This window comes from Wolbachia endosymbiont of Brugia pahangi (assembly GCF_012030695.1).
Classification (GTDB): Bacteria; Pseudomonadota; Alphaproteobacteria; order Rickettsiales; family Anaplasmataceae; genus Wolbachia.
Genome location: NZ_CP050521.1, coordinates 941,713 through 962,946, shown reverse-complemented (window position 1 = coordinate 962,946; position 21,234 = coordinate 941,713). Strand labels below are relative to the sequence as shown.

The 21,234-nt window shown below is 34.6% G+C and carries 16 protein-coding genes and 1 tRNA gene; 10 read left to right on the top strand and 7 right to left on the bottom strand.

Going from position 1 to position 21,234, the window contains the following annotated elements; genetic code table 11:
- Window positions 1-48 precede the first annotated feature (48 nt).
- Together WBP_RS05920 and WBP_RS04705 are read left to right on the top strand one after the other, a co-directional pair.
- The gene (locus WBP_RS05920) at window positions 49-198 is read left to right on the top strand and encodes a hypothetical protein (protein ID WP_225416138.1); all 150 of its coding nucleotides are present in this window, start codon (window positions 49-51) and stop codon (window positions 196-198) included.
- 1,138 nt (window positions 199-1,336) lie between these two features.
- Window positions 1,337-2,509 (top strand): NADH-quinone oxidoreductase subunit D, encoded by a 1,173-nt coding sequence (locus tag WBP_RS04705; RefSeq protein ID WP_011256326.1) that lies wholly within the window; start codon window positions 1,337-1,339, stop codon window positions 2,507-2,509.
- A 10-nt stretch (window positions 2,510-2,519) separates the two neighbouring features.
- Here the strand turns inward: WBP_RS04705 and recJ are convergent, their stop codons facing one another.
- On the bottom strand, window positions 2,520-4,259 hold the full coding sequence (gene recJ, locus WBP_RS04700; RefSeq protein ID WP_167896336.1) for a single-stranded-DNA-specific exonuclease RecJ: 1,740 nt from the start codon (window positions 4,257-4,259) through the stop codon (window positions 2,520-2,522).
- 160 nt (window positions 4,260-4,419) lie between these two features.
- Here recJ and WBP_RS06075 point away from each other — a divergent pair, with 160 nt between their 5' ends.
- The 3 genes from WBP_RS06075 (at window position 4,420) to WBP_RS05915 (ending at window position 6,226) form a co-directional block, all read left to right on the top strand.
- Entirely contained in the window at window positions 4,420-4,545 is a 126-nt protein-coding gene (locus tag WBP_RS06075; protein ID WP_255324094.1) for a hypothetical protein, read from the top strand.
- Window positions 4,546-5,079: 534 nt separating this feature from the next.
- The gene (locus WBP_RS04695; RefSeq protein WP_167896211.1) at window positions 5,080-5,607 is read left to right on the top strand and encodes a c-type cytochrome; all 528 of its coding nucleotides are present in this window, start codon (window positions 5,080-5,082) and stop codon (window positions 5,605-5,607) included.
- A gap of 304 nt (window positions 5,608-5,911) precedes the next feature.
- Window positions 5,912-6,226, top strand: a complete 315-nt coding sequence (locus WBP_RS05915) for a hypothetical protein (protein WP_246165947.1) — start codon at window positions 5,912-5,914, stop codon at window positions 6,224-6,226.
- A gap of 183 nt (window positions 6,227-6,409) precedes the next feature.
- Here the strand turns inward: WBP_RS05915 and WBP_RS04685 are convergent.
- Window positions 6,410-6,482: transfer RNA gene (locus tag WBP_RS04685), tRNA-His, on the bottom strand.
- 870 nt (window positions 6,483-7,352) lie between these two features.
- Here WBP_RS04685 and murJ point away from each other — a divergent pair.
- Together murJ and WBP_RS04675 are read left to right on the top strand one after the other, a co-directional pair.
- Entirely contained in the window at window positions 7,353-8,846 is a 1,494-nt protein-coding gene (gene murJ, locus WBP_RS04680) for a murein biosynthesis integral membrane protein MurJ (protein WP_167896210.1), read from the top strand.
- Entirely contained in the window at window positions 8,843-11,413 is a 2,571-nt protein-coding gene (locus WBP_RS04675; protein WP_167896209.1) for an AsmA-like C-terminal region-containing protein, read from the top strand. Before murJ ends, WBP_RS04675 begins: the two co-directional genes overlap by 4 nt.
- 94 nt (window positions 11,414-11,507) lie before the next feature.
- On the opposite strand, the gene obgE is transcribed toward WBP_RS04675, so the two are convergent.
- Genes obgE through murC form a run of 3 tightly spaced genes read right to left on the bottom strand, consistent with a single transcriptional unit; the run spans window position 11,508 to window position 15,389 of the window.
- Complete coding sequence (gene obgE, locus WBP_RS04670) at window positions 11,508-12,530, bottom strand: GTPase ObgE (RefSeq protein ID WP_167896208.1); 1,023 nt, start codon at window positions 12,528-12,530, stop codon at window positions 11,508-11,510.
- Window positions 12,518-13,795, bottom strand: coding sequence for a phosphopyruvate hydratase (gene eno, locus WBP_RS04665; RefSeq protein ID WP_167896207.1), 1,278 nt, complete (start codon window positions 13,793-13,795; stop codon window positions 12,518-12,520). The genes obgE and eno overlap by 13 nt, the downstream gene beginning before the upstream one ends.
- Before the next feature lies 1 nt (window position 13,796).
- The gene (murC, locus tag WBP_RS04660; protein WP_167896335.1) at window positions 13,797-15,389 is read right to left on the bottom strand and encodes a UDP-N-acetylmuramate--L-alanine ligase; all 1,593 of its coding nucleotides are present in this window, start codon (window positions 15,387-15,389) and stop codon (window positions 13,797-13,799) included.
- A gap of 26 nt (window positions 15,390-15,415) precedes the next feature.
- On the opposite strand from murC, the gene WBP_RS04655 reads away from it, so the two are divergent.
- Window positions 15,416-16,123: a septal ring lytic transglycosylase RlpA family protein gene (locus WBP_RS04655; protein WP_167896206.1), complete on the top strand. Its 708-nt coding sequence runs from the start codon at window positions 15,416-15,418 to the stop codon at window positions 16,121-16,123.
- A 673-nt stretch (window positions 16,124-16,796) separates the two neighbouring features.
- Window positions 16,797-16,994: a hypothetical protein gene (locus tag WBP_RS05910; RefSeq protein ID WP_246165941.1), complete on the top strand. Its 198-nt coding sequence runs from the start codon at window positions 16,797-16,799 to the stop codon at window positions 16,992-16,994.
- A gap of 1,345 nt (window positions 16,995-18,339) precedes the next feature.
- Here the strand turns inward: WBP_RS05910 and WBP_RS04645 are convergent.
- Together WBP_RS04645 and def are read right to left on the bottom strand one after the other, a co-directional pair.
- Window positions 18,340-19,140, bottom strand: a complete 801-nt coding sequence (locus WBP_RS04645) for a uracil-DNA glycosylase (RefSeq protein ID WP_167896205.1) — start codon at window positions 19,138-19,140, stop codon at window positions 18,340-18,342.
- Window positions 19,130-19,669 (bottom strand): peptide deformylase, encoded by a 540-nt coding sequence (gene def, locus WBP_RS04640; protein ID WP_011256315.1) that lies wholly within the window; start codon window positions 19,667-19,669, stop codon window positions 19,130-19,132. Before def ends, WBP_RS04645 begins: the two co-directional genes overlap by 11 nt.
- A gap of 135 nt (window positions 19,670-19,804) precedes the next feature.
- Here def and ftsA point away from each other — a divergent pair, with 135 nt between their 5' ends.
- Window positions 19,805-21,043: a cell division protein FtsA gene (gene ftsA, locus WBP_RS04635; protein ID WP_167896204.1), complete on the top strand. Its 1,239-nt coding sequence runs from the start codon at window positions 19,805-19,807 to the stop codon at window positions 21,041-21,043.
- Window positions 21,044-21,234: the final 191 nt, after the last annotated feature.

Below are 21,234 nucleotides of genomic sequence, written 5' to 3'. Positions count from 1 at the left end.
AAGGAGTTCCTTTAAGTGATGAAAATGTAAAAGATAGGAAGAATATGTTTGTTAAGAGGTTTGATAGATGCAGCAACAACTTATGGTGATCAAGGTCAAGGTTGTGCCGGTGGGACATACAATAAACTGTTTAAGTCTTTGTCTGGTTTACATCCATTAGTAGTTATCACACTAGATCGACAGGAGGTCAGTAAATGACAAAAGAGGCAATTACTCTGGGATCTTCTGAAATGGCTAGGGAAAATCTTAGTAATTTTTCTAAAGAAGAGCAAGAAAAGATTAGTATGAATTACCTAAATTATCGCCTGAAATAATAAGGCATATTATAGCCACATGCTTAGCTCTTAAGGAAAAGTGTCAGAGGTTTAACAACAAGCTGGATAGTGATACAAGAAAGGAGATATTAGAAACATGTGTGGGTAATTTGCCCTATATTCCACTAGGTAATCCTTCAAATGAAATGACTAGATAAATTATATTTCATTCAAGTTATTCATCTTGAAGCATAAAATAGGGTTTTGCATAATTATTTTAATTTGGGCCTATGTATTAAAATAACGTGCGAAATCGCAGTATGTAGGTAAGTTAATATGCTTCTATACTTACACGTCACAACCACAGCTGTATGAACATTTATTTTGTGAGATAACTCACGCAACAAAGGCGTCATTCCAGCACGTGAAGCTGGTACAGTTCTTCATATCACGATTCATTTGCGGTATCTCTAGATTACGCTAACAAGCAGCTGTTGTCAGTAAATCTTCAGCTACAAATATTTAAGAAATCCACCAAGTAAGAAAAAGACAAAAGAAGCCCTAGTTAATATCTATTTAAAAACACTAGCGTTTTTTTATGTTTTAAATACTTAATAATCGCGACTTAGTTGTTTTTTATTGCAACTAACCTTTAGTCATAAATGTTTTAGAAATTTACTAGGCAAAAAAAAGGCAAAAGATATATTGTGGTAGATAGTATTTACTCTCTAATCCTGCAAGTTAGCATATTATACTGTCCTAAACGCTTTATAAGCGAGTTTCAACTTATATAGGTAAAAAATTAGAAATATTGTGAAGACATAAGGTACATATAGTGCAAAAAATTAAACATAAGATGCTAACTATATAACACTTTATTATTTTAATCTGCACAGATTGAAGGTAACTTAACACCCCCAGTATCGGGATAAGGGGGCTAGCAAGGTTTGTCAAGTAGTTTTTAGTTTCTATTGAACGGCAGTTCAATGCCCGTGCTCTACCAAAAATTAGCTTGTTATGCGAGAAGCCTATTGACTTTCCGCACTTTAATCTATACAACTCTAATACCTTAAACTATCGACATGTCAGATCTAAAGACAATGATGTTAAATTTTGGGCCTCAACATCCAGCTGCGCATGGGGTGTTGCGTCTTGTTTTGGAGATGGATGGTGAAATAATTGAAAGGGCTGATCCTCACATTGGGCTTTTGCACCGTGGTACTGAAAAACTAATAGAACATAAAACTTATCTCCAAGCTCTGCCTTATTTTGATCGCCTTGACTACGTATCACCAATGTCGCAAGAGCATGCGTATTCACTATGCGTGGAGAAATTACTGCAGTGTGAAGTTCCAATTAGAGCAAAGTATTTGCGTGTTTTGTTTTGTGAGCTGACAAGGATACTAAATCATCTACTCAATATCTCCTCCCAAGCACTTGATGTCGGCGCAATGACTCCTCTTTTATGGCTCTTTGAAGAGAGGGAAAAGATATTGGAATTTTATGAAAGAGCTTCAGGTGCAAGGTTTCATGCAGCTTACATCAGACCAGGTGGAGTTGCAGCAGATGTCCCAGAAGGTTTGATTGAGGATATTGCAAAGTTTATAGAACAATTTCCCCAGTATATAGATGACGTCGATGAGCTTTTAACAGAAAATAGAATATGGAAGCAACGCACTGTAGGAATCAGTGAAATATCAATCAAACAGGCACTTGACTGGGGCTTTAGTGGACCAATGCTACGTGCTGCTGGGCTTGCTTGGGATTTACGAAAAAGTCAACCATATGAAATATATGATCAATTGGATTTTGATATACCTGTTGGTCAAAATGGTGATTGTTATGACCGTTATCTAGTGAGGATGGAAGAGATTAGACAGTCTGTTAGTTTGGTAAAGCAGTGCATAGAGAAAATACCTGAAGGGCCAGTAAAAACTGAAGATAGAAAAATTTCTCCACCACCAAGGACCGAGATGAAAAGATCTATGGAAGCTCTGATCCACCATTTTAAACTTTATTCAGAAGGGTATCATGTACCAGAAGGTGAGGCTTATGCAGCTGTTGAGGCACCAAAAGGCGAGTTTGGAGTATACATAGTTTCAGATGGCACTAATAGACCATATAGATGCCGAATAAGAGCACCTGGCTTTGCACATTTGCAAGCTCTAGATTTTATGGCAAAAGGACATATGCTTGCTGATGTTGCAGCAATTATTGGTTCACTCGATATAGTTTTCGGAGAGATTGACAGGTAGCTACAGTAACTCAACTGATGGTCAACACATCTTCTATTAAAAACTGCACAAACTCATTGCCGTTCCAATAACTCATAGAGATTTTACCTAAAATAGCTTCAATATTGCCCTCCATAATGGCAGAACCAAGATGGGTATTTGCAGAACGAAATGCAATAGCTCTGACCATAACGTCATCATCGACGATGAAACATTTTATATGGTCAACTCCTACAATTTCTGGCTTTCTGATCTTTGCTCCTTGAATGATAAACCTAGGTTCAGGGTTGCCAACACCAAATGGCTCGAGGCGTTGCAATTGGTTCCACAGGGATAAGTTTATTGCCTTAGCAGTTACTATACCGTCAACTTTTAAAGCTTTATCATTTGTAGAGTATGCAAACCTTTCAGTAAGAAAGTCATGTAGATCGCTCATTTTATCTTCATTAATCAAAAATCCTGCCGCCATACTATGACCGCCACCTTCAATGATTAAATTCATGCACTTTGCAGAAAGAACTGCAGCACCGATATCGACTCCAGGAATTGACCTGCAACTTGCTTTCCCTATTCTATTGTTTAAGGATATTACTATTGTCGGCAAGTGAAATTTTTCCTTCAGTCTTGATGCAATTATACCAATTACTCCCTGGTGCCAATTGCCGCTTACCATTATAAAATTTGCACCTGACTGCGTAGACTTTTCCACTTGTATTGTAGCCTCTAAAAGGGCCTCATTTTCCATCATCTTTCTTGCATTATTCAAATCTATCAGTTTTAATGCTATAGAATCTGCCTCCTTTTTATCATCTGTAGAGAGTAACCTTGCACCTAACAATGCTTCTCCGATTCTCCCTCCAGCATTTATGCACGGCCCAATATTAAAACTCAGCCGAGAAACATTAGGTCTTTCAAGAATTCCTAAAGCATCAAACAAGACACGCAAGCCAACATTTTTTCTTGCTGACATAACTTTTAATCCTTGTGAGACGAATGCTCTATTCAAGCCAGTAATCTGCATAACATCGCAAACAGTTCCAAGAGCAACTAAGTCTAGTAAATCAAATAAATCTGGTTCTTTTTTGCCGGCAAAAAAATCTTGCTCACGTAAGCTTTTATTAAGAGCAACAGTTAGCAGAAATGATACTCCAACTGCTGCAAGGCTATTGTAAGGGGAACTCTCATCAAGACGATTTGGGTTCACAACTGCTATAGCACTTGGCAATTTCTCTGTGCCAAGGTGATGGTCAATAACTATAACATCAAGACCAAAACCTTTTGCATCTTCTATTGGCTGATATGCAAGCGTACCACAATCAACGGAAATACATAAGTCAATTCCTTTCTTTTTGAGCTGTAATAAAGCATTTGAGTTTAATCCATATCCCTCATCAACACGATCTGGAATGTAGATTATGGAGTGTATACCAATTGCTCTTAGGTACCTACTAATCAGTGCTGATGACGTTGCACCGTCAACATCATAGTCACCAAATATTGCTATATTTTCATCATTGTTTATTGCCTGTATTATGCGAAAAACAGCTTTATCCATATCAAGAAGATGAAAGGGATCTGGTAATAGCGATCTGATTAGTGGGTATAAAAAATTGCCCGCATTTTCTATATTGACACCACGAATAGCCAATGTTCTGGCTAGTATTTCTGGTAATTCAAATCTCTGAGTGAGGGTTAAAACTTGCCTTTGATCTGCTTCTTGTAACTTCCATAGTGCATTTGTTATGCCGCGTTTTTCAATACCAAGTAGCATATTTTGCAAATAAACAAAACTATTTTACCAGAATTTTTAAGTTTGTTCTACAATTGCAATTTACCATTTTTTGAAGCACGGCGTAATTCCAGTAAATAACTTGCAAATTAAACATAAAAGTGCTATGATAAAATTTTTTGCAAAGCATTAGAGAGGTTGTATGAGAAAAAGAAATTATAAGTGTGATCTTAATGAGCAAATAGATCAATCTTATGAATTTCAGTGGGATGCAAGGGTAGTTATAGGAGTTATTGTAGGAGTGGACAATGTAATAGAGCTATTGTAGGGTTAGGGCTCAATTTTATAGCCCTGTCACTTTTAGTAATAGGTGAAATTGCGGGTTCCAGCTTTGCTAGTGTTTGTAGCTATAGGATTGCCCTGTTACTATCGCAATGAGATTACAAAGAAAAAGGGAAGGAAATTATTATAGAAAAACTTGTAATAGCAGCACTGATGCCGTTCTTTATCTCTATGTCAGCCTCAAGTGTAGCAACTGGAGTTTACCTTGCTGCAACCGTAAATGCTGCTCTTCTTGGTGTATTTGCAACTTGGTGAGAAATAGCAGCGGGTACAGAAATAGTAGCTATTGTGCTGCCGTCAGGTGATTATTACTGGAACGATTGTTACAGCAATGTTTGCAGAAGGTATATTGGAGCTGTTATTCCAGATAAGTATGTGATTGGATCACGAGTTACTTTGGCTGAATGGAAACAGTGACCTAACCATTAGAAATTTTTATCCTTGGTGGGCTAAGGTAATTGCTTGCCGTCTGTAAAAATATTCGCATAATTTAAGCAACATTAACTGATAAAGATTAACTATGGAGCTTAATAAGATTGCAGCATCGATTTTACTTTCTGGGCTAATCATTATGATAGTCAGTAACGTAGTTGATATGCTTTACAATCCAGAGAAGTATAAAATTGAGCACCAAACAATGGTAGCTACTGGTAGTAATGAACCTCAGAAAAAAATTGAACAAGTGGCGCTTGATATTGGAGCGCTCATGCAGAGTGCTAGCCTTAAGAAAGGCAAGTCAATAGCGAAAAAATGTATAGCTTGCCACAGTTTTGACAAAGGTGGACCCAATAAAGTAGGACCAAACTTATGGAGCATAGTTGGAAATAAAAAAGCACATCTCGGTGACTCATTCAATTACTCAAAAGCAATGCTTGAAAAGGGCGGAAAGTGGGGATATGAGGAGTTATTTGCCTTCTTAAAGAGTCCAAAAGACTATATAAAAGGTACGCGTATGGCATTTGCAGGTATTTCCAATCTGCAGGAAATTGCAGATCTAGTCAGTTACTTGCGTCAATTAAGCGATAATCAGGTTGCTTTACCAAAATAACATGAATTACAGCAGTTTGCTTGATGAAAACGGTAAATACATAGCATATTGCACAAGCTACGAAGGGAAAATTTTTCCATAGTCTTTTTCGGTGAATTTGTATCCAGTATGAAAGGAATTAAAGCAACTGCTGTTTACAAATTTTGTCAAAGAAAATGATATAGCACTTGTGTTATTTGATTACTTTGGTCATAGTTATTCAAGTGGTGATTTTACTGATTACACGATGAATGATTGGCAAAAGAATTATGCTAGAGTAATCCGTAAACTAACTAGCGGCAAGTAAATAATTATAGGTTCAAGCATGGGAGGGTGGCTGATGTTGCTCACTGCTCTTCAACTTTCAGAAGGAATTGCAGCACTAATTGGTATATCGTCTGCTCCTGACTTTACTGAGGATTTAATATTCTATCAACTATCCGATAAGCAAAAAGAAGAACTAGATTCTAAAGGTGTAATAGATTTTACTTTAGAGCATTGTATATACAAAATAACTAAAAGCTTGATAGAAGATGGCAGGAAAAACCTTCTTTTAAATAAAGAGACAATAGATATAAACTTCCTGTGCGTTTATTGCACAGCATTGATGATAAAGATATTCCTTGCCAAACTTCGTTAAATTTAGCCAAAAAGGTCAAGTCAACCAATGTTGAGGTATATCTGGTAAAATCAGTAGAACATAACACGTCTGACAACCGTTCGTTGGAATTTTTATTTCAGACGATTAGAGAATTTTTGCCGACTGTGTAATTGCACACTGATTTAGTATTCATACCTTCGTAAAGCAAAAAAAATTTATTGAGGCGAGCGACCAGAATCGAACTGGCGACATTCAGTACCACAAACTGACGCTCTACCAACTGAGCTACGCCCGCCGAAAAGTATGGAACTTCTAATACATAAGTGCAAGAAATATAAAATATCTAACATATCAGCAAAAAAAGTCAATTGACTATTTAAGTAGATTCTTTTACTTCAGACTGTGTTGTAGTTCTCATTATATGTAAAGTGTGGGGTTTTTAATAAATTCAGCGTTCGCGTTTATTGGTGGTGTGATACTTAACTTTATGCCTTATGTTTTTCCTGTTCTTTCTCTAAAAGTAGCAGCAATAATTAATGGTCCTAGCGACTCATTTAAGCTGAAATTAAATGTAATAACCTACATCCTGGAGCATTGACTAGCATGTTGATATTATACTTAACGCTATTGACATTGCATGATATAGGTTATGCAGCGGGCTGGGATTTTAATATGCAATCTCCTGTTTGTATACTGGTATTGCTAATATAACATTTGCAATAAACTTATGTTTCTGTGGCTTGTTTGACATTTCTCTTATATTTTCTCGTTCAGATAAAGCTGACAACAGTTTTTTTTGCCTGCCATGGGTTTTGCTCTTACTGAGTCATCAATACTTATTTCTGTTAGCATTTTCTTATTCTTGGTTTTAGCGTTTCACTTCTATACTCAATTATATCATTTTTTCCTAACACACTTAAACTTTTCCTAAACCCTAGTGAATGGATAGCAGCATTGAAGCATTTTCCACTTTTCTCTGTATCCTTTTTGGGCGCCAGTAAAAAAGTTAACAGTACCTGCACTAACTGGGCTTTTAGGCTTTGCATTTAGCATATGGGTTTTTAACAACGGTATAAAGTCACCTATCAGGCCCGTTATTTCTACTTAAGCTATTACAGTCAATTATATTGACACTAAGCACAATCTAGAGTAGTGGTAAATAGCAATGTTCAAAAGTATTTTCACATTTAGTTTTTTTACGGCTGTTTCAAGAATCTCAGGATTAATAAGAGACATATTAATTGCTATGGTTGTAGGCGCAACCTCTCTTGCAGATGTATTTTTTTCTTCGTTTCGCTTCGCCAGCCTATTTCGAGCGTTTTTTGCAGAGAGAGCATTCGCTACCTCTTTTGTACCATTGTATTCGGCAGAATCACGTGATAGTAAAAGAGCATTTAATTTTGCAAGTAGTGTAATATCCATTACGTTTATTATCGTATTAAATTTTTGCCTCATAATGCAAACTTTCTTTTCTTATATAGTTCAAATATTTACTCCTGGATTCGACCAAAGCAAGCTTGCTCTTGCTGTAACTTTGTCAAGAATTATGATGCCTTACATAATTTTTGCTTCAATTGCTTCCCTCATTGGAGGGATGTTACAAGTTAAGCAACATTTTGCTTCAACAGCTATTGCGCCGATTATTTTAAACCTCTGTTTAATCGCTAGCTTGCTTGTACCTTACATAAAAACACCGGCTCATAATCTTTCTATAGCTGTTCTAATCGGAGGAATGTTGCAGTTATTATTGATGCTGTTTGGTGCATACAAATTAAAGGCCTTCTTTTTTTTTAGCATGAAATTGAGTAATGAAGTAAAGTTGTTTTTTAAGCGTGTGATACCAGCAATTATCAACAGTTGCGTAATTCAGATAAGCCTATGGATTGATACAATTATGGCAAGTTTTATACCAAATGCAGTGTCCTATATATATTATGCTGATAGACTAAATCAATTACCGCAAGGAGTAGTTGGTACTGCGATTGGTACAGTGCTTCTTCCTTTAATCTCAAAACAGGCAAATGATACTGAAAATACAGTCAAAATACAGAACAGGGCTCTTAACATAGGATTAATGTTAATTATGCCAACAACTGCTGCCTTTATTATTATTCCAAACACAATTTTACTGACACTTTTTTCTTACGGTAAGTTTGATCACTATGCAGTACAACAGACCGCTCCAACGTTGATAGCACTTTCTCTTTCTTTACCTGCATTCATTATAAATAAAGTATTGCTACCCACGTTTTTTGCTAAAAGTAATCTAAAAATACCAACTATATTTTCACTAGCGTGCCTTGGGATTAATGTGGTACTAAATCTCCTATTAATGAACAAGTATCAGCATACGGGAATTGCTATCGCTACCTCCATTTCCACTTGGATAAATTCTATTCTATTGATTAATTACTTAACAATAAACAAAATGTACAAAGTTAACCAAGTATTATTATTAAATATTGCAAAAATTCTTGTAGCAACAGTAGTTATGTCAGTAGCTCTTTATGTTTCTAGTTCCTTATCAGCAGGATTATTCTTCGATAGAATATTTGCTCGTGTTATTTATCTGGCAGCTTTAGTAGTCTTAAGTGCTGTTATTTATTTTGGTACTCTTTACTTAATGTTTATGGGTGATTTTAAGTGTACAAAATTATGAAACTCTCTATATATGTTACACTATCAATTTCTTTGATGCTAATCCTCTTGCAAGTTACTGTAACTTTTAAGGACTGGGATAGTTACAAGGAGTACATTGTGCAAGGATTGGAAAAGACATATAACGCTAAAGTACACATTGGAGGGAAAGTTGAAGTTTCATTAATCACTCCAAAGCTCACTGTTCATAACGTATACATGCAATGCAACAACAATAAAGAGCAAAAATTATCAACCTTGATTGGCGTAAATAAAATTGAAGTAAGGCCATCTATTTTATCGTTGTTCTTATTTTCGCTACAACCAAAGTCAATTACGTTGCTTGGTATGAAAAGCAACAGAGAAAATTTTATTAACATTATAAATACAAAAACCAGTAGTAACGCAGTTGATATAGTAATAAAAGGCAGCCAAGTGAGTTTAAACAATAATTTCACTGACTATGACAATATCGTTAACATAGAGAAAGTTGCTATAGGAAAAAGTAAGCAATTCTCTGGTGAAATAAGGGTAGATAGTAATAATTATGATTTTTCAGGAAAAGTTAATATTACAAAAAAAAATGTACATATCAGTGTAGAATCAAATTTTATAAATCTGCTATTTACAGGTAAAAAGAATCAAGCAGGGCTACAGGGTAAGTTAACGCTAACAATTAATAATAGTTCTGATTTTATAAACGACTTGGCAAAAATTACTAATCTTAGTTTTCTTGCTTATGCCATCCCTGGTGAAAACATCGAGATATCATCTAATATTGACTTCAATGGAAATGATTTCACAGCAACTGACTTGAAAATAAAATCCAAAAGCATGCAGGCTAGTGGTATAATACAAAACGATAGAAAAAGTAATCACACTAATATCAATATCAGCTTCAGCAAGGTTAATTTAGATTCTATACGAAATAGCTCACGAAGAATAATAGATATAAAGGATCTTCTGGAATGTTTTAGAAAAGTTGTGCCAAGGAACTTGAGCTTAGATTTTAATATAGAAGCCTCAAATATTCAATACCAAAATAAAATATTAGATAAATCTCACGCTATATTAAAATTTGCTGATGGTGAAATAAAAGTTGATATGTTACTTAAATTTCCTGGAACCAATAATGTATCTCACTTATCAGGAAAAGTTTCAAATAGCGGTACTCTATCTGAATTTAATGGTAATTTACTGGTAAAAGGGGATAATTTTAAGTCGTTCATTTCATGCTTCTTTCCTTCTATAAAAATAAAGGGAAACCAGAAAAATCAATTTACACTAAGTTCTGAATTACATTTTGCACCCAGGATATTATCTATTTCCAATATCAGATTTCTAAATGATAAAGAGTTTTTACAAGGGTCAATCAAGGTAAGTCACACAAAAAAACACAATGTGGTTGGTGGTAGATTTAGTGTACATAATCTTGATGCAGATAAGTACGATTATTCATTATTTAGTAGTTTGTCCAAAATGGGATGGCTAAAAAATCTGAGGTATGATGTAAGTATAAAGATTAATGCTAATGATTTTAAATTGAATGATACGAAAATTAAAGATCTGGATTTCTTACTGAAAATGGAGAAGGGTAAGCTAGTTGTAGATAAAATTAATCTATCTGGAGAAGATTGCGATATTAACGGTAGCACAAAGATATTAGTAGATCAGAGATATACTAAACCTTTGCTAGAGGTAAACCTTACAGGAAGTAAATTTAATGGAGATATCTTTAAATTACCGAGTTTTATAGAGGTGAAAAGGGATTCAAGAAATAAGATAAATCAAATTCAATGGTCAACAAAGCAGTTTGATTTTTTGGACGATAAAGAAAGCTTTGATGCAAATGTGCAAATCAATGCTATAGAATTTAGGGTTGGGCAGAATGTTTTGAAGGACTTTAACTTGGATGCAGTGGTGAGAAATAACACTGTCACTATGAGACAAGTAAGTTATGCACTAGAACATGGACAAGTATTTTTTCAGGGTTATCTAAGATCAGACTCAATGTATACAAAATTTCTTATTACAAATTTGGATGCTAAAGGAATTGGTAAAGCTATAGGAATTGACAATGTAGATGGTCGGATAAGCTTAAACGGTGAAATTAAAGCTCAAGGAAAAAGTTTTCATGGTTGGGCTAATAATTTGTCAGGAGAAATCAACTTGCAAGCACAAGAAATAGAATTTACTAATGTGGATTTTAATTCATTTATCACTAATTTATTAAATGGTAAGAATAAATCTGAAATTTCCACACTTGCTCATGATGATATATACAATGGCAGTACGCTTTTTGAAAATGTTATAGGAAAAGCAAATATTAAAAATGGCGTATGTTCAACCAGTTTACAATTTAGAATTGATCAAGCATCGGGGTCTATCTCTTCTAATTTAACTTTACCCAACTTTGCTTTAATTTCTTTAGTCAGATTCTTTTTCATTCTACCAGGTTATAGTAGTCCGATCTATATTGACATGCATTTAGATGGCCCTATTTGGCACCCTAAGATGAATTTTGATGTAGATCAAATATTTAGTACTCTGAAAAGGATTAGAAGTATTAAATTCATTTTTGCTAAGTGAAAAAAGGCAAATATAGTATGGCTAAAGCAGTCATATTCATGTATTCCAGTTATATGATAAAATAAATGAAAAATATCAATTATTTAGATGGAATTCATCTCTTAAAAGGATCGTATACATCCATTTTCCTAGAGCTACCCTTTTTCAATTTTTCGTTTAATAACCTTAGAATGGGCTGTAAATCTTCACCAATCGATAAGCACAGCACCTCTTTATTAAGATAATTGGCTAGGTGATTCTTTTTTTCAAAAATTTCTACTTTTCTCAATAAGTCGCATTTGTTTAATACTATAATTTCTTCTTTTTTAACAAGATCACTATTGTAAAGTTCCAGCTCATTGCGCATACAATTATAAGCTGAAACGACATTATCGTGAGTTACATCAATTAAATGCAATAAAATTTTACATCTTTCTACGTGTTTTAAAAATTTATGCCCGAGTCCAATTCCAAGGTGAGCATCAGTGATTATTCCAGGAATGTCTACTATTACAACTTCGCTATTATCCACTTTTGCCACACCTAAATGAGGCTTTATGGTAGTGAACGGATAATCTCCTACCTTTGTATCTGCATTTGAACAGCGAGTTAAAAACTTCGATTTACCTGCATTTGGCATACCAATAATACCAACATCAGATAAAACTTTGAGCTTTAATACTACATATTTTTCTTCACCAAACTGGCCACAAGTAAAATGCCTTGGTGCCCTGTTAATAGAAGATTTAAAATTAGTATTTCCAAGTCCACCTTTTCCACCTTGCGCTATTAAAAACTCCATATCAGGCTCATTAAAGTCTAATATTATCTTCTCACTTTCTTCATCAATTATTTGTGTGCCGACTGGTACTTTAAGTACAATGTTTTTTCCTGCTGTACCAGATCTATCTCTACTCGCACCACTTTTTCCACTGCCTGCTTTAACGTGTCTCCTATAACGAAAATTAAGCAAAGTGTTGAGATTTGCATCGCTAACAAAAACTATGTTCCCACCCTTTCCTCCATTACCACCATTTGGACCACCAAATTCAATAAATTTTTCTCGACGAAAACTTACACAACCATCGCCGCCATCACCTGCTTTTAAATATAATTTAACCTCGTCTATGAAGTCCATGTTAACCCATAATAATATTTGGCATTTCTTTCTAATGTGCCTTCTATTCTTATTAGCTCATTATACTTTGCAAGCCTATCAGAACGCGATAGCGAACCAGTCTTTATTTGCCCACAATTTGACGCAATTGCTATATGAGATATCGTTGTATCTTCTGTTTCACCTGAGCGGTGAGAAATAACAGCTTTATAGCCACCTGATTTTGTCATTCCAATAGCAGTAAAAGTTTCTGTTAACGTCCCTATCTGATTTGGTTTGATTAGTACAGCATTTGCCATTTTTTCCTCTATCCCTTTACGTATTAGCTCACAATTTGTAACGAACAAATCATCTCCAACCAATTGAACTTTACTTCCTAGTTTTGCAGTAAGCAACTTCCAACCCTCATAATCGTCCTCACTCATCGCATCTTCCATGGAGGTTATCGGGTATTTTTCTACGAGGTTATAATAGTATTCAACCAGTTCTTCTGAAGTAAGCTCCTTATTTGCAAATTTGTAAATTTTATTTTTATAAAAAGTAGATGAAGCAACATCAAGGCCTAGTGCAAAATGATTCTGTGTTGAATAACTGGCAGATTCTATAGCATGCATAATCAAGTCAAGTGCTTCTTCAGTACTCTCAATATTTGGTGCAAAACCACCTTCATCTCCTACATTTGTGCTATAACCTCTTTTCCTAAGAATACTACGTAAGTTGTGAAACACCTCTGCAGACATTCTGATCGCTTCACTGAAAGCCTCAGCTCCAATAGGGAGAATCATAAATTCTTGAAAGTCGAGTTTATTGTCTGCATGGACTCCACCATTAATTATATTAATTAGTGGAAACGGCATAACATTTGCCTGCTCTCCCCCCAAATACCTATACAACGGCATTTTGAAACTGTTTGCTGCTGCTTTTGCAGATGCAAGAGACACCCCTAAAGTTGCGTTTGCCCCGAGCTTAGATTTGTTTCTTGTTCCATCCAACTCGATTAACGCTTTATCGATTGCACTTTGGTCTGCTGCATCCATTCCAATGATTGCGTTCGCTATCACTCCATTGACTGCTTTAACAGCCTTCAGCACTCCCTTACCACAATACCTTTTTTCGTCTTGATCTCTCAATTCCAAGGCTTCTAGTTTGCCGGTTGAAGCTCCAGAGGGTACAGATGCTCTACCCGTTGCTCCATCACAGAGTTCAATTTCTACCTCAACAGTGGGGTACCCCCTGCTATCTAAAATTTCTCTTGCAAATACATTATTAATTATTCTTTTTGTCATATTAAACCTCCACTCCTGACATAAACACTACAGTTTCTCTTGCTAGTCTAGCTACATTAATACCAGCACCAATAAATAGTACAATATCGCCTGAATTTGTCGAATCACTGATAAAATTTGAAATGAGCAAAGCATCGTTCATAATCTTTACATTATTAAACCCGTTACTGATTAAAGCTTCTTGTATATCATCAATCCTACAACCAAGAATGGGCTTATCTTCTGGGGGATGAACAGGAACAAGGATTACATAGTCAAACATCATGAAAATCCGTATGAATTCATCAAAAAAATTACGAATACGAGCAAAACGAAACGGCTCGATAATGCCTATTATTTTTCCTTTAGTAATTGAACGTGCTGCTGTTAAAGTTGCCTGTATTTCACTTGGATGATGGGCATAGTCTTCAATTAACTTAACGTCTTTAATATCGGCCACTAAGGAAAATCTTCTTGCAACTCCTTTAAATTCCAAAAGGCCTTTTTTAATGTCCACATCATTGATTCCCAACTTTATTGCAACCGATATTGCAGCTAGAGCATTACTAACTTTATGCATTCCTATTGCGTTTGATAGTACTACATTTTTTATAATTCTGGATCTCAGTGATGTTATTTGAGTGGACGATAAAGGAAGAACTGCTGTCGTCTCAGTGCATGATGCTGGGATCCAGTGACTTCTGTCTATACTACAACCATCAATTAACACATCAAATTCTATGCTGTTATTATGTTGCCTGATGTTATTTGCTTTGACATTACTCGCTTTTATAGAACATGACGCCGATTTTTTTTTCTTGATTCCAATGTCATGCACTGGGATGACAAAGGGATAAACACCTTCAAACCCAAACTTTATGGAAACACTTTTGCTATCATTAATTCCTACAGAATCAGGCAAAATTGCAAAATCTGCACTGTTTATAAATTGAGAAAATGCATTTTTGATATTATCAAATGTTCCATAATGGTCTATATGGTCATTATTAATACTTGTTATAACAGCAATATTTGCAGGGATTTTTAGCATAGTTTCATCAGATTCATCAGCTTCGATTAAAAGAATGTCACTCTTGCCAAGTTTTGAGTTATTTTGATAGGAGTTTAATATCCCTCCCACAATTACAGTTGCGTCAGTATTAGAATGATCAAAAATAGAAGCAATCATGGCCGTTGTTGTCGTCTTTCCGCTTGAACCTGAAACTGCTATCACATACTTATCTTTCATAATTTCAGCAAGTATGCCTGATCTATGCAAAATAGTCTTATTGTTATTCCTCGCTGCAACTAACTCCACATTATCAGATTTTATGGCGGAAGAATATACAACTACTTGAGCTTGCTTAATATTATTGGCATTGTGACCAATATAGATCTCTATACCTAGCTTTTGTAATCTATCTACATTGTTGTTTGATTGAGCATCACTACCTTGCACTTTATAATTAGAATTATGGAGAATCTCAGCAATCGCGCTCATTCCAATTCCACCTATACCAATTATATGTATTATGCCTTTCTTAATACCATTCATATTTAGCAGTAGACTTTTACTTATTACTAAATTTATTATAGTATAATTTAAAATCCTCATGGTATCGAGCCCTTTCACTAAATACAATGATAAAAAATCTAGCCCTTCTATGCCTAACATTTATTTTGATAAGTAGTTGCAATTTTTGCAGCAGGTGTAATGATACTGCAGGTCATTATAAAATTGGCAATAGCTATGCAATAAATGGTATAACCTATCATCCCAAACACTGTAACCATTACGAAGAGATAGGAGTAGCATCATGGTATGGAATAGAAGATCATGGTACACTTACAGCAAATGGTGAAGTGTTTAACCGTCACTTGATTTCTGCGGCGCATAAGACTTTGCCTCTACCCTGCTTTGTTCTCGTTACCAACTTGGAAAATGGGAAAAAGCTTGTTGTAAGAGTTAACGACAGAGGGCCATTTGTTGAAGGTAGAATAATAGACTTATCGGAAAAGGCGGCAAAAATTTTAGGTCTTCATAAAGCTGGGCTTGCAAAAGTAAAAGTGCAATATTTAAGGAAAATATCAGAGCAATTAATACAAAGAACTCCTCATTATAGAAAGCAGCATGAAAAAGAAATGCAGAAACGTCACCCGAAACAAGACAATGCGGAAAGTAAGGGATATATTGCATTTTTTGAAAATGCTCAGGCCGCTAAATCAGCTGCATCAAAGCTTCGTAACCAAGGAATAAAAAACGTTAGATTGCTTTTTAAAGACAACCAATATTGCGTGAAAGTGAGTGTGGTGAGAGTTGGATTACAGAATTTAGCAATGGTCGATTGAAAGGTTTGTTTAATAAGAAACGCTGGCTAACTATTGTAAATTAAAAATGTGATATAAAAAAGATATTAACAGTCGGTTTAGCATTATAGAGACAAAGATCAAAATTTATTTATTTACACCTCCGATTTTATCATGCATAATGGAAATAAAGATTTGTATTTTACGTTCTATCTCTCCATTATTCATTGATAGGCAAGCTGAGTTAAAGCAACTGCTGGAGCTTGCAGAAAAAAAATGCTGCGTCTTTTATAGTAGTTAAAGGAAGACGTCGTATGGGAAAAAGTCATTTAATTCAAGAGTTTGGTAAGCATTTTGAGTAGTATTACTCATTTATAGGTTTGCTACAGAAAAGTATACTATAGTATCCCACAAAATTAATGAATTTTCTAGACAAGTTGCTAGACAATTTAGCACGTCTTTTGCTAGATATGGTGATTGGAGTGATTTACTGTGAACAGTTGGTAAATATCTACTATCTGGAAAAATGTTATTACTTTTTGATGAAATTTCTTGGATGGGCTTAAAAGATCCAACTTTTTTAGGATAAATAAAGAATTTTTAGGATACACAGCTAAAAAATAATACCAAGCTAATTTTTGTTATTTGTGGATCGGCTTCATCCTGGATCGAAAAAAATATACTTAATAGTGCTAGTTTTGTAGGAAGGATATTATTGACTATAACGCTTAAGGAGTTATTACTTTCTGATTGCAATAGGTTTTTGCCAAAAAATATTTCAGCATATGAAAAATTTAAGGTACTTGCAGTAATTGGTGGAATTATGAAGTATTTAGAAGAGGTAAATTTTAAACACTGTGCTAAAGAAAATATCAAAAAGCTTTGTTTTACAAAAGGTGTCTTTTTAGTTTAGATATCGCAACATGGACGCATTTCTAAGTATCTACATGAGCTTGAGCTTGCCTGTTTTTTATTGCAAAGGATCACACTTGGAATATGCAAGCAGGTACTGATTCACGATTAAGGAGGTGCAGACTTCAAGATAATTATTTAAGGTTTTATCTGAAATATATTAAAAAAATCTAGGAAAATTAATCTTAGCACTACTCTATGGGACTACTTGCATCTCTACCAGAGGGGCATACAATCATCGGACTTCAACTTGAAAATTTGATGCTTAACAATAGAACCTAATATCTTAGGAATTGATGAAATAATAAGCGAAAATCTATTTTTTCAGAGGAGGACAGGTAATAGTGCTATTTGTCAAATTGATTATATAATTCGAACTAAATTTAACACTCTTTACATTTGCGAAATCAAGTTTTCAAAAAATAGAATTGGTCATTCAATAATGTAAGAAGTACAAAAAAAAATAGATACACTAAAGCATCCTAAAGGCTTTTCATGCCATCCAGTCCTTATTCACATTAATGGTACAAGTGATAATGTTATAGACAGAGATTAATTTTTAAACATAATTGACTTTGGAGAACTACTAAATTGTAAGTAACGTTTTTTGCTCTGCTTTTTCAACTTTGTGTTGTTTAACATTGGAGCAAAATTCCAGTACTTTCATGATATCTTTCTTGAACTCTTATATAACTAGTAGACTTTTTGTATGACTTAGCCTAAAAGGCAGAGGAAACTCTATAGTATTTATGTTTTTTTCAGCGTTTCCTTATTCTAAACGCTAGCTGCTTTTTTGCAACTAGCCTTTAGTTATAGATATTTAAGAAATTTACTAAATAAAAAAAAGATAAAAAAGCTCTGGTTAGTATCTATTTTCAGTATTGGCATTTTTTAAGTCTTAAATGCTGCAGTCTAGCTGCTTTTCAATGCAACTTAATTGGGGTCATGAATATTTTAAAAATTTGCCAAGCAGGGAAAAAGGCAAAAAAAACAGAGTAGTTAGTTACTAGTTCTTTGTTTAAAAATTTTGATGTTAGGTGATGTCTTAAACGCTTTATAAGTATGTTTCAGCTTGTATTAGGTAAGAACTCTATAGAAATTTTATAAAGACATACAGCGTACGTAGTACAAGGAATTAAACAATAGTACATCAAATACAAAACCTTCTTGTCATTTTAATTTGCACAGATTAGGAGGTTATATAAAATAGCCCTATTGCTAGGGTTAAGAGAGCTGACAAAGTGTGTCAAGTAATTTTTTGCGTTTCTGTGAACTATTTGAATGACTACTATAATAGCTGTGCTTGAGGAGTGAATAATATAAGAGTCCGTTATCTTATCAGTTTGCTAGACGCCTGTACAGTTATTGGTACTATTAAGGTACTCCCTAATCTTTTTTAAATCCTCCCAAGCTAAACGTTTTTGCGCTGGTTGACGAAGTAAGTAAGCTGGATGAAATATAACAGCTGTGGTAATCGAATAGGATAAGTATTGATTAGTATACGTATGGAATCTGCCACGCAAAGTTGATATAGTTTTTGTGTTATCAAGAAGGCTATAACATGAGATACCTCCAACTAAAATGAGGATGTGTGGTGAAATTAGTGCGATATGTTTCTCAACGAATGGTCTGCACATGTCGAGTTCTAGATCAGTTGGCTTTCTATTGCCTGGTGGACGCCAAAATACAGCATTGCTTATGTATACTTTAGTGCGATCAAGATTGATTGCACTAAGCATCTTATCTAGCAACATTCCGCTTGCACCACAAAATGGTATGCCTTTAAGGTCTTCATTTGCTCCTGGAGCTTCGCCAACAAGCATAATTTTTGCACTTTGATTACCATCGGAAAAAACAGTATTGGTTGAAGTTTTTTTTATCTCACAACCTTCAAATGACTTAACTGCACTTCTTAGTTCATCCATGCTGTTACATTTACTTGCGAGTTTCCTTGCTTCAATTATCCAGTCACTTGGAAACATGGATTGCTGTTCTTTTTTTTGGACTTCAGCTTGAATGGTAGGAGATTGGATAGCTTTGCTATTTTTCTCTTTTTCCACTTTTTTTTCCTCGTTACCTTCTGTTAGTGTACAATCAATACCCACTTCATAGTAAAATTTTAGTAATTCTAAATCTTCATCTCTCATAGTGTCTCTTAAACTTTTCTGCTTTTTTCATGGCCATATCATACTTCAATTTAGATAAATGTCTAATATATAATATGCCGTTTAGGTGATCTAGCTCATGCTGGATACACCTTGCAAGCCAACCACTAGCTTTTAGTGTCTGTTCTTTGTTATTTAAGTCCTTATATTTCACAGTTAAATATTTTGGGCGTCTAATTTCATGACTTTGCTCTGGAATTGAAAGGCATCCTTCTTTGAGAATGACTTGTTCATCTGATAATTCTGTAATTTCAGGATTAATCATGCAAAATTTACCAGTGGATTCATATCCTACTGGTTCACCTTTAATATCCTCTAGCTGGATATCCATGACGAAAATTCTCTTTAGCACTCCAATTTGCACCGCAGCAAGACCAAGACCTTCTGCATTGTACATAGTTTCGAACATATCATTTACTAGTTCTTTAATTTTATCGTTTATACCTGTTACTTCACTGGCACGTGTAGTTAACCTTTCATCGGGAGCAACTACAATTGATAATTTAGGCATAAAATTATAATTCTATGTTTTATTTTTTCCTTTGTCCAGTATTTGGATATATTAAAATGTTGCTGTATTTTTGTAATGGAAATATAAATTATTAAAAGAAGCTGCCTAAATGAAATTATATAATAAGGTCAACTAATGTACTCTGCAGTAATAGTAAAACCCAAGAGAAATGTTTTTGCTGTTTTAGATATAGGTACAACGAAAATTATCTGTCTAATTGTTAAGGTAAGTGGCAACTTCAACTATAAAATAACAGGCACAGGTTATAAGATTGCAGAAGGTATAAATGGTGGATCAATAACTGACATAAAGTATGCAAGTTACTCTATTTCATCTACTATAGGTTTAGCTGAGCAAGTGTCAGAGGAAACTATAGACCAAATATATGTTAATATTGCCGGATGTGGAATCTTATCTTTCAATGTGCACAATGAGATTATTGCAGCTAATCATGAAATTTCTGACCGGGATATAAAACGTGTAATTTTTCAAACGTTTGAGAAATATATTGAAGAAAATGTTATTATTCACAATATACCGCTGAGATACCACTTGGATGATATGACTGATATAAGGGAAGTTAGTGGATTGTATGGAAAGAGATTATCTGCTGATGTTAATGTTGTCACTGCTTCGCGTCCGGCACTTACCAACATTGAAAATTGCATAACCAATAATAGCGGTATAAGTATGGCAGGTTGCATTGCTTCCGCGTATTCTGCAGGTTTTGCTTGTCTTAGTGAAGATGAAAAAGAGCTTGGAACTGCTATTGTTGATATAGGAGGTGGGTGTACTGCAATTGGAATTTTCAAAAGAAGCAAACTTATATATGCAAACAGCATCCCAATCGGTGGTGTTCATATTACTCGAGATATAGCTTATGGACTATGTACAAGCATAGAACATGCAGAGCGTATAAAAATACTGTACGGTAGCACTGTTGTAACTTCAATAGATGAGAATGAATACATTACAGTGCAAAGTAATGAGAATGATGAACAGGCTCGAATACCCAAATCTGAACTTGTTGACATCATAAGACCAAGGATTGAAGAAATACTTGAGTTGGTGAAAGAGCAATTTAGGAAGCAGAAAGATCCAATTAATAAAGTGGTTATCACAGGTGGCACCAGTCGGCTGGCAAGTATGAAGGAGATTGCAAGCTATATATTCAATAAACAAGTCCGTATTGGGTGCCCTGAGTCGTACGGTGGTCTTGATGGTGAATATAATAAGAATCCTGTGTTTTCTGCTGCCATAGGCTCTATAAAGTTAATAGTTGACACTTTTTATAAAAATAATCCTGATATGCTGGGTCAGGATGGTAAAATAAGTAAATTGTACCACTGGGTGAAATCAAAAGTCACAGTCTAGGCCCTATGGACAAGATTTTATAGAAGCAACATAAGAGCCCTCACAGGATTTGAGAGTCCCATAAAAACCTCAGTAGTTTTATCAAATCTGTAAAGATACGCCTAAGATGTGTAATTCATAGAAGTTTATGAATTACACAAAATATTCAATCTGATTTTTAACTTACAATTTCGAGTATTTGCCATTAATTT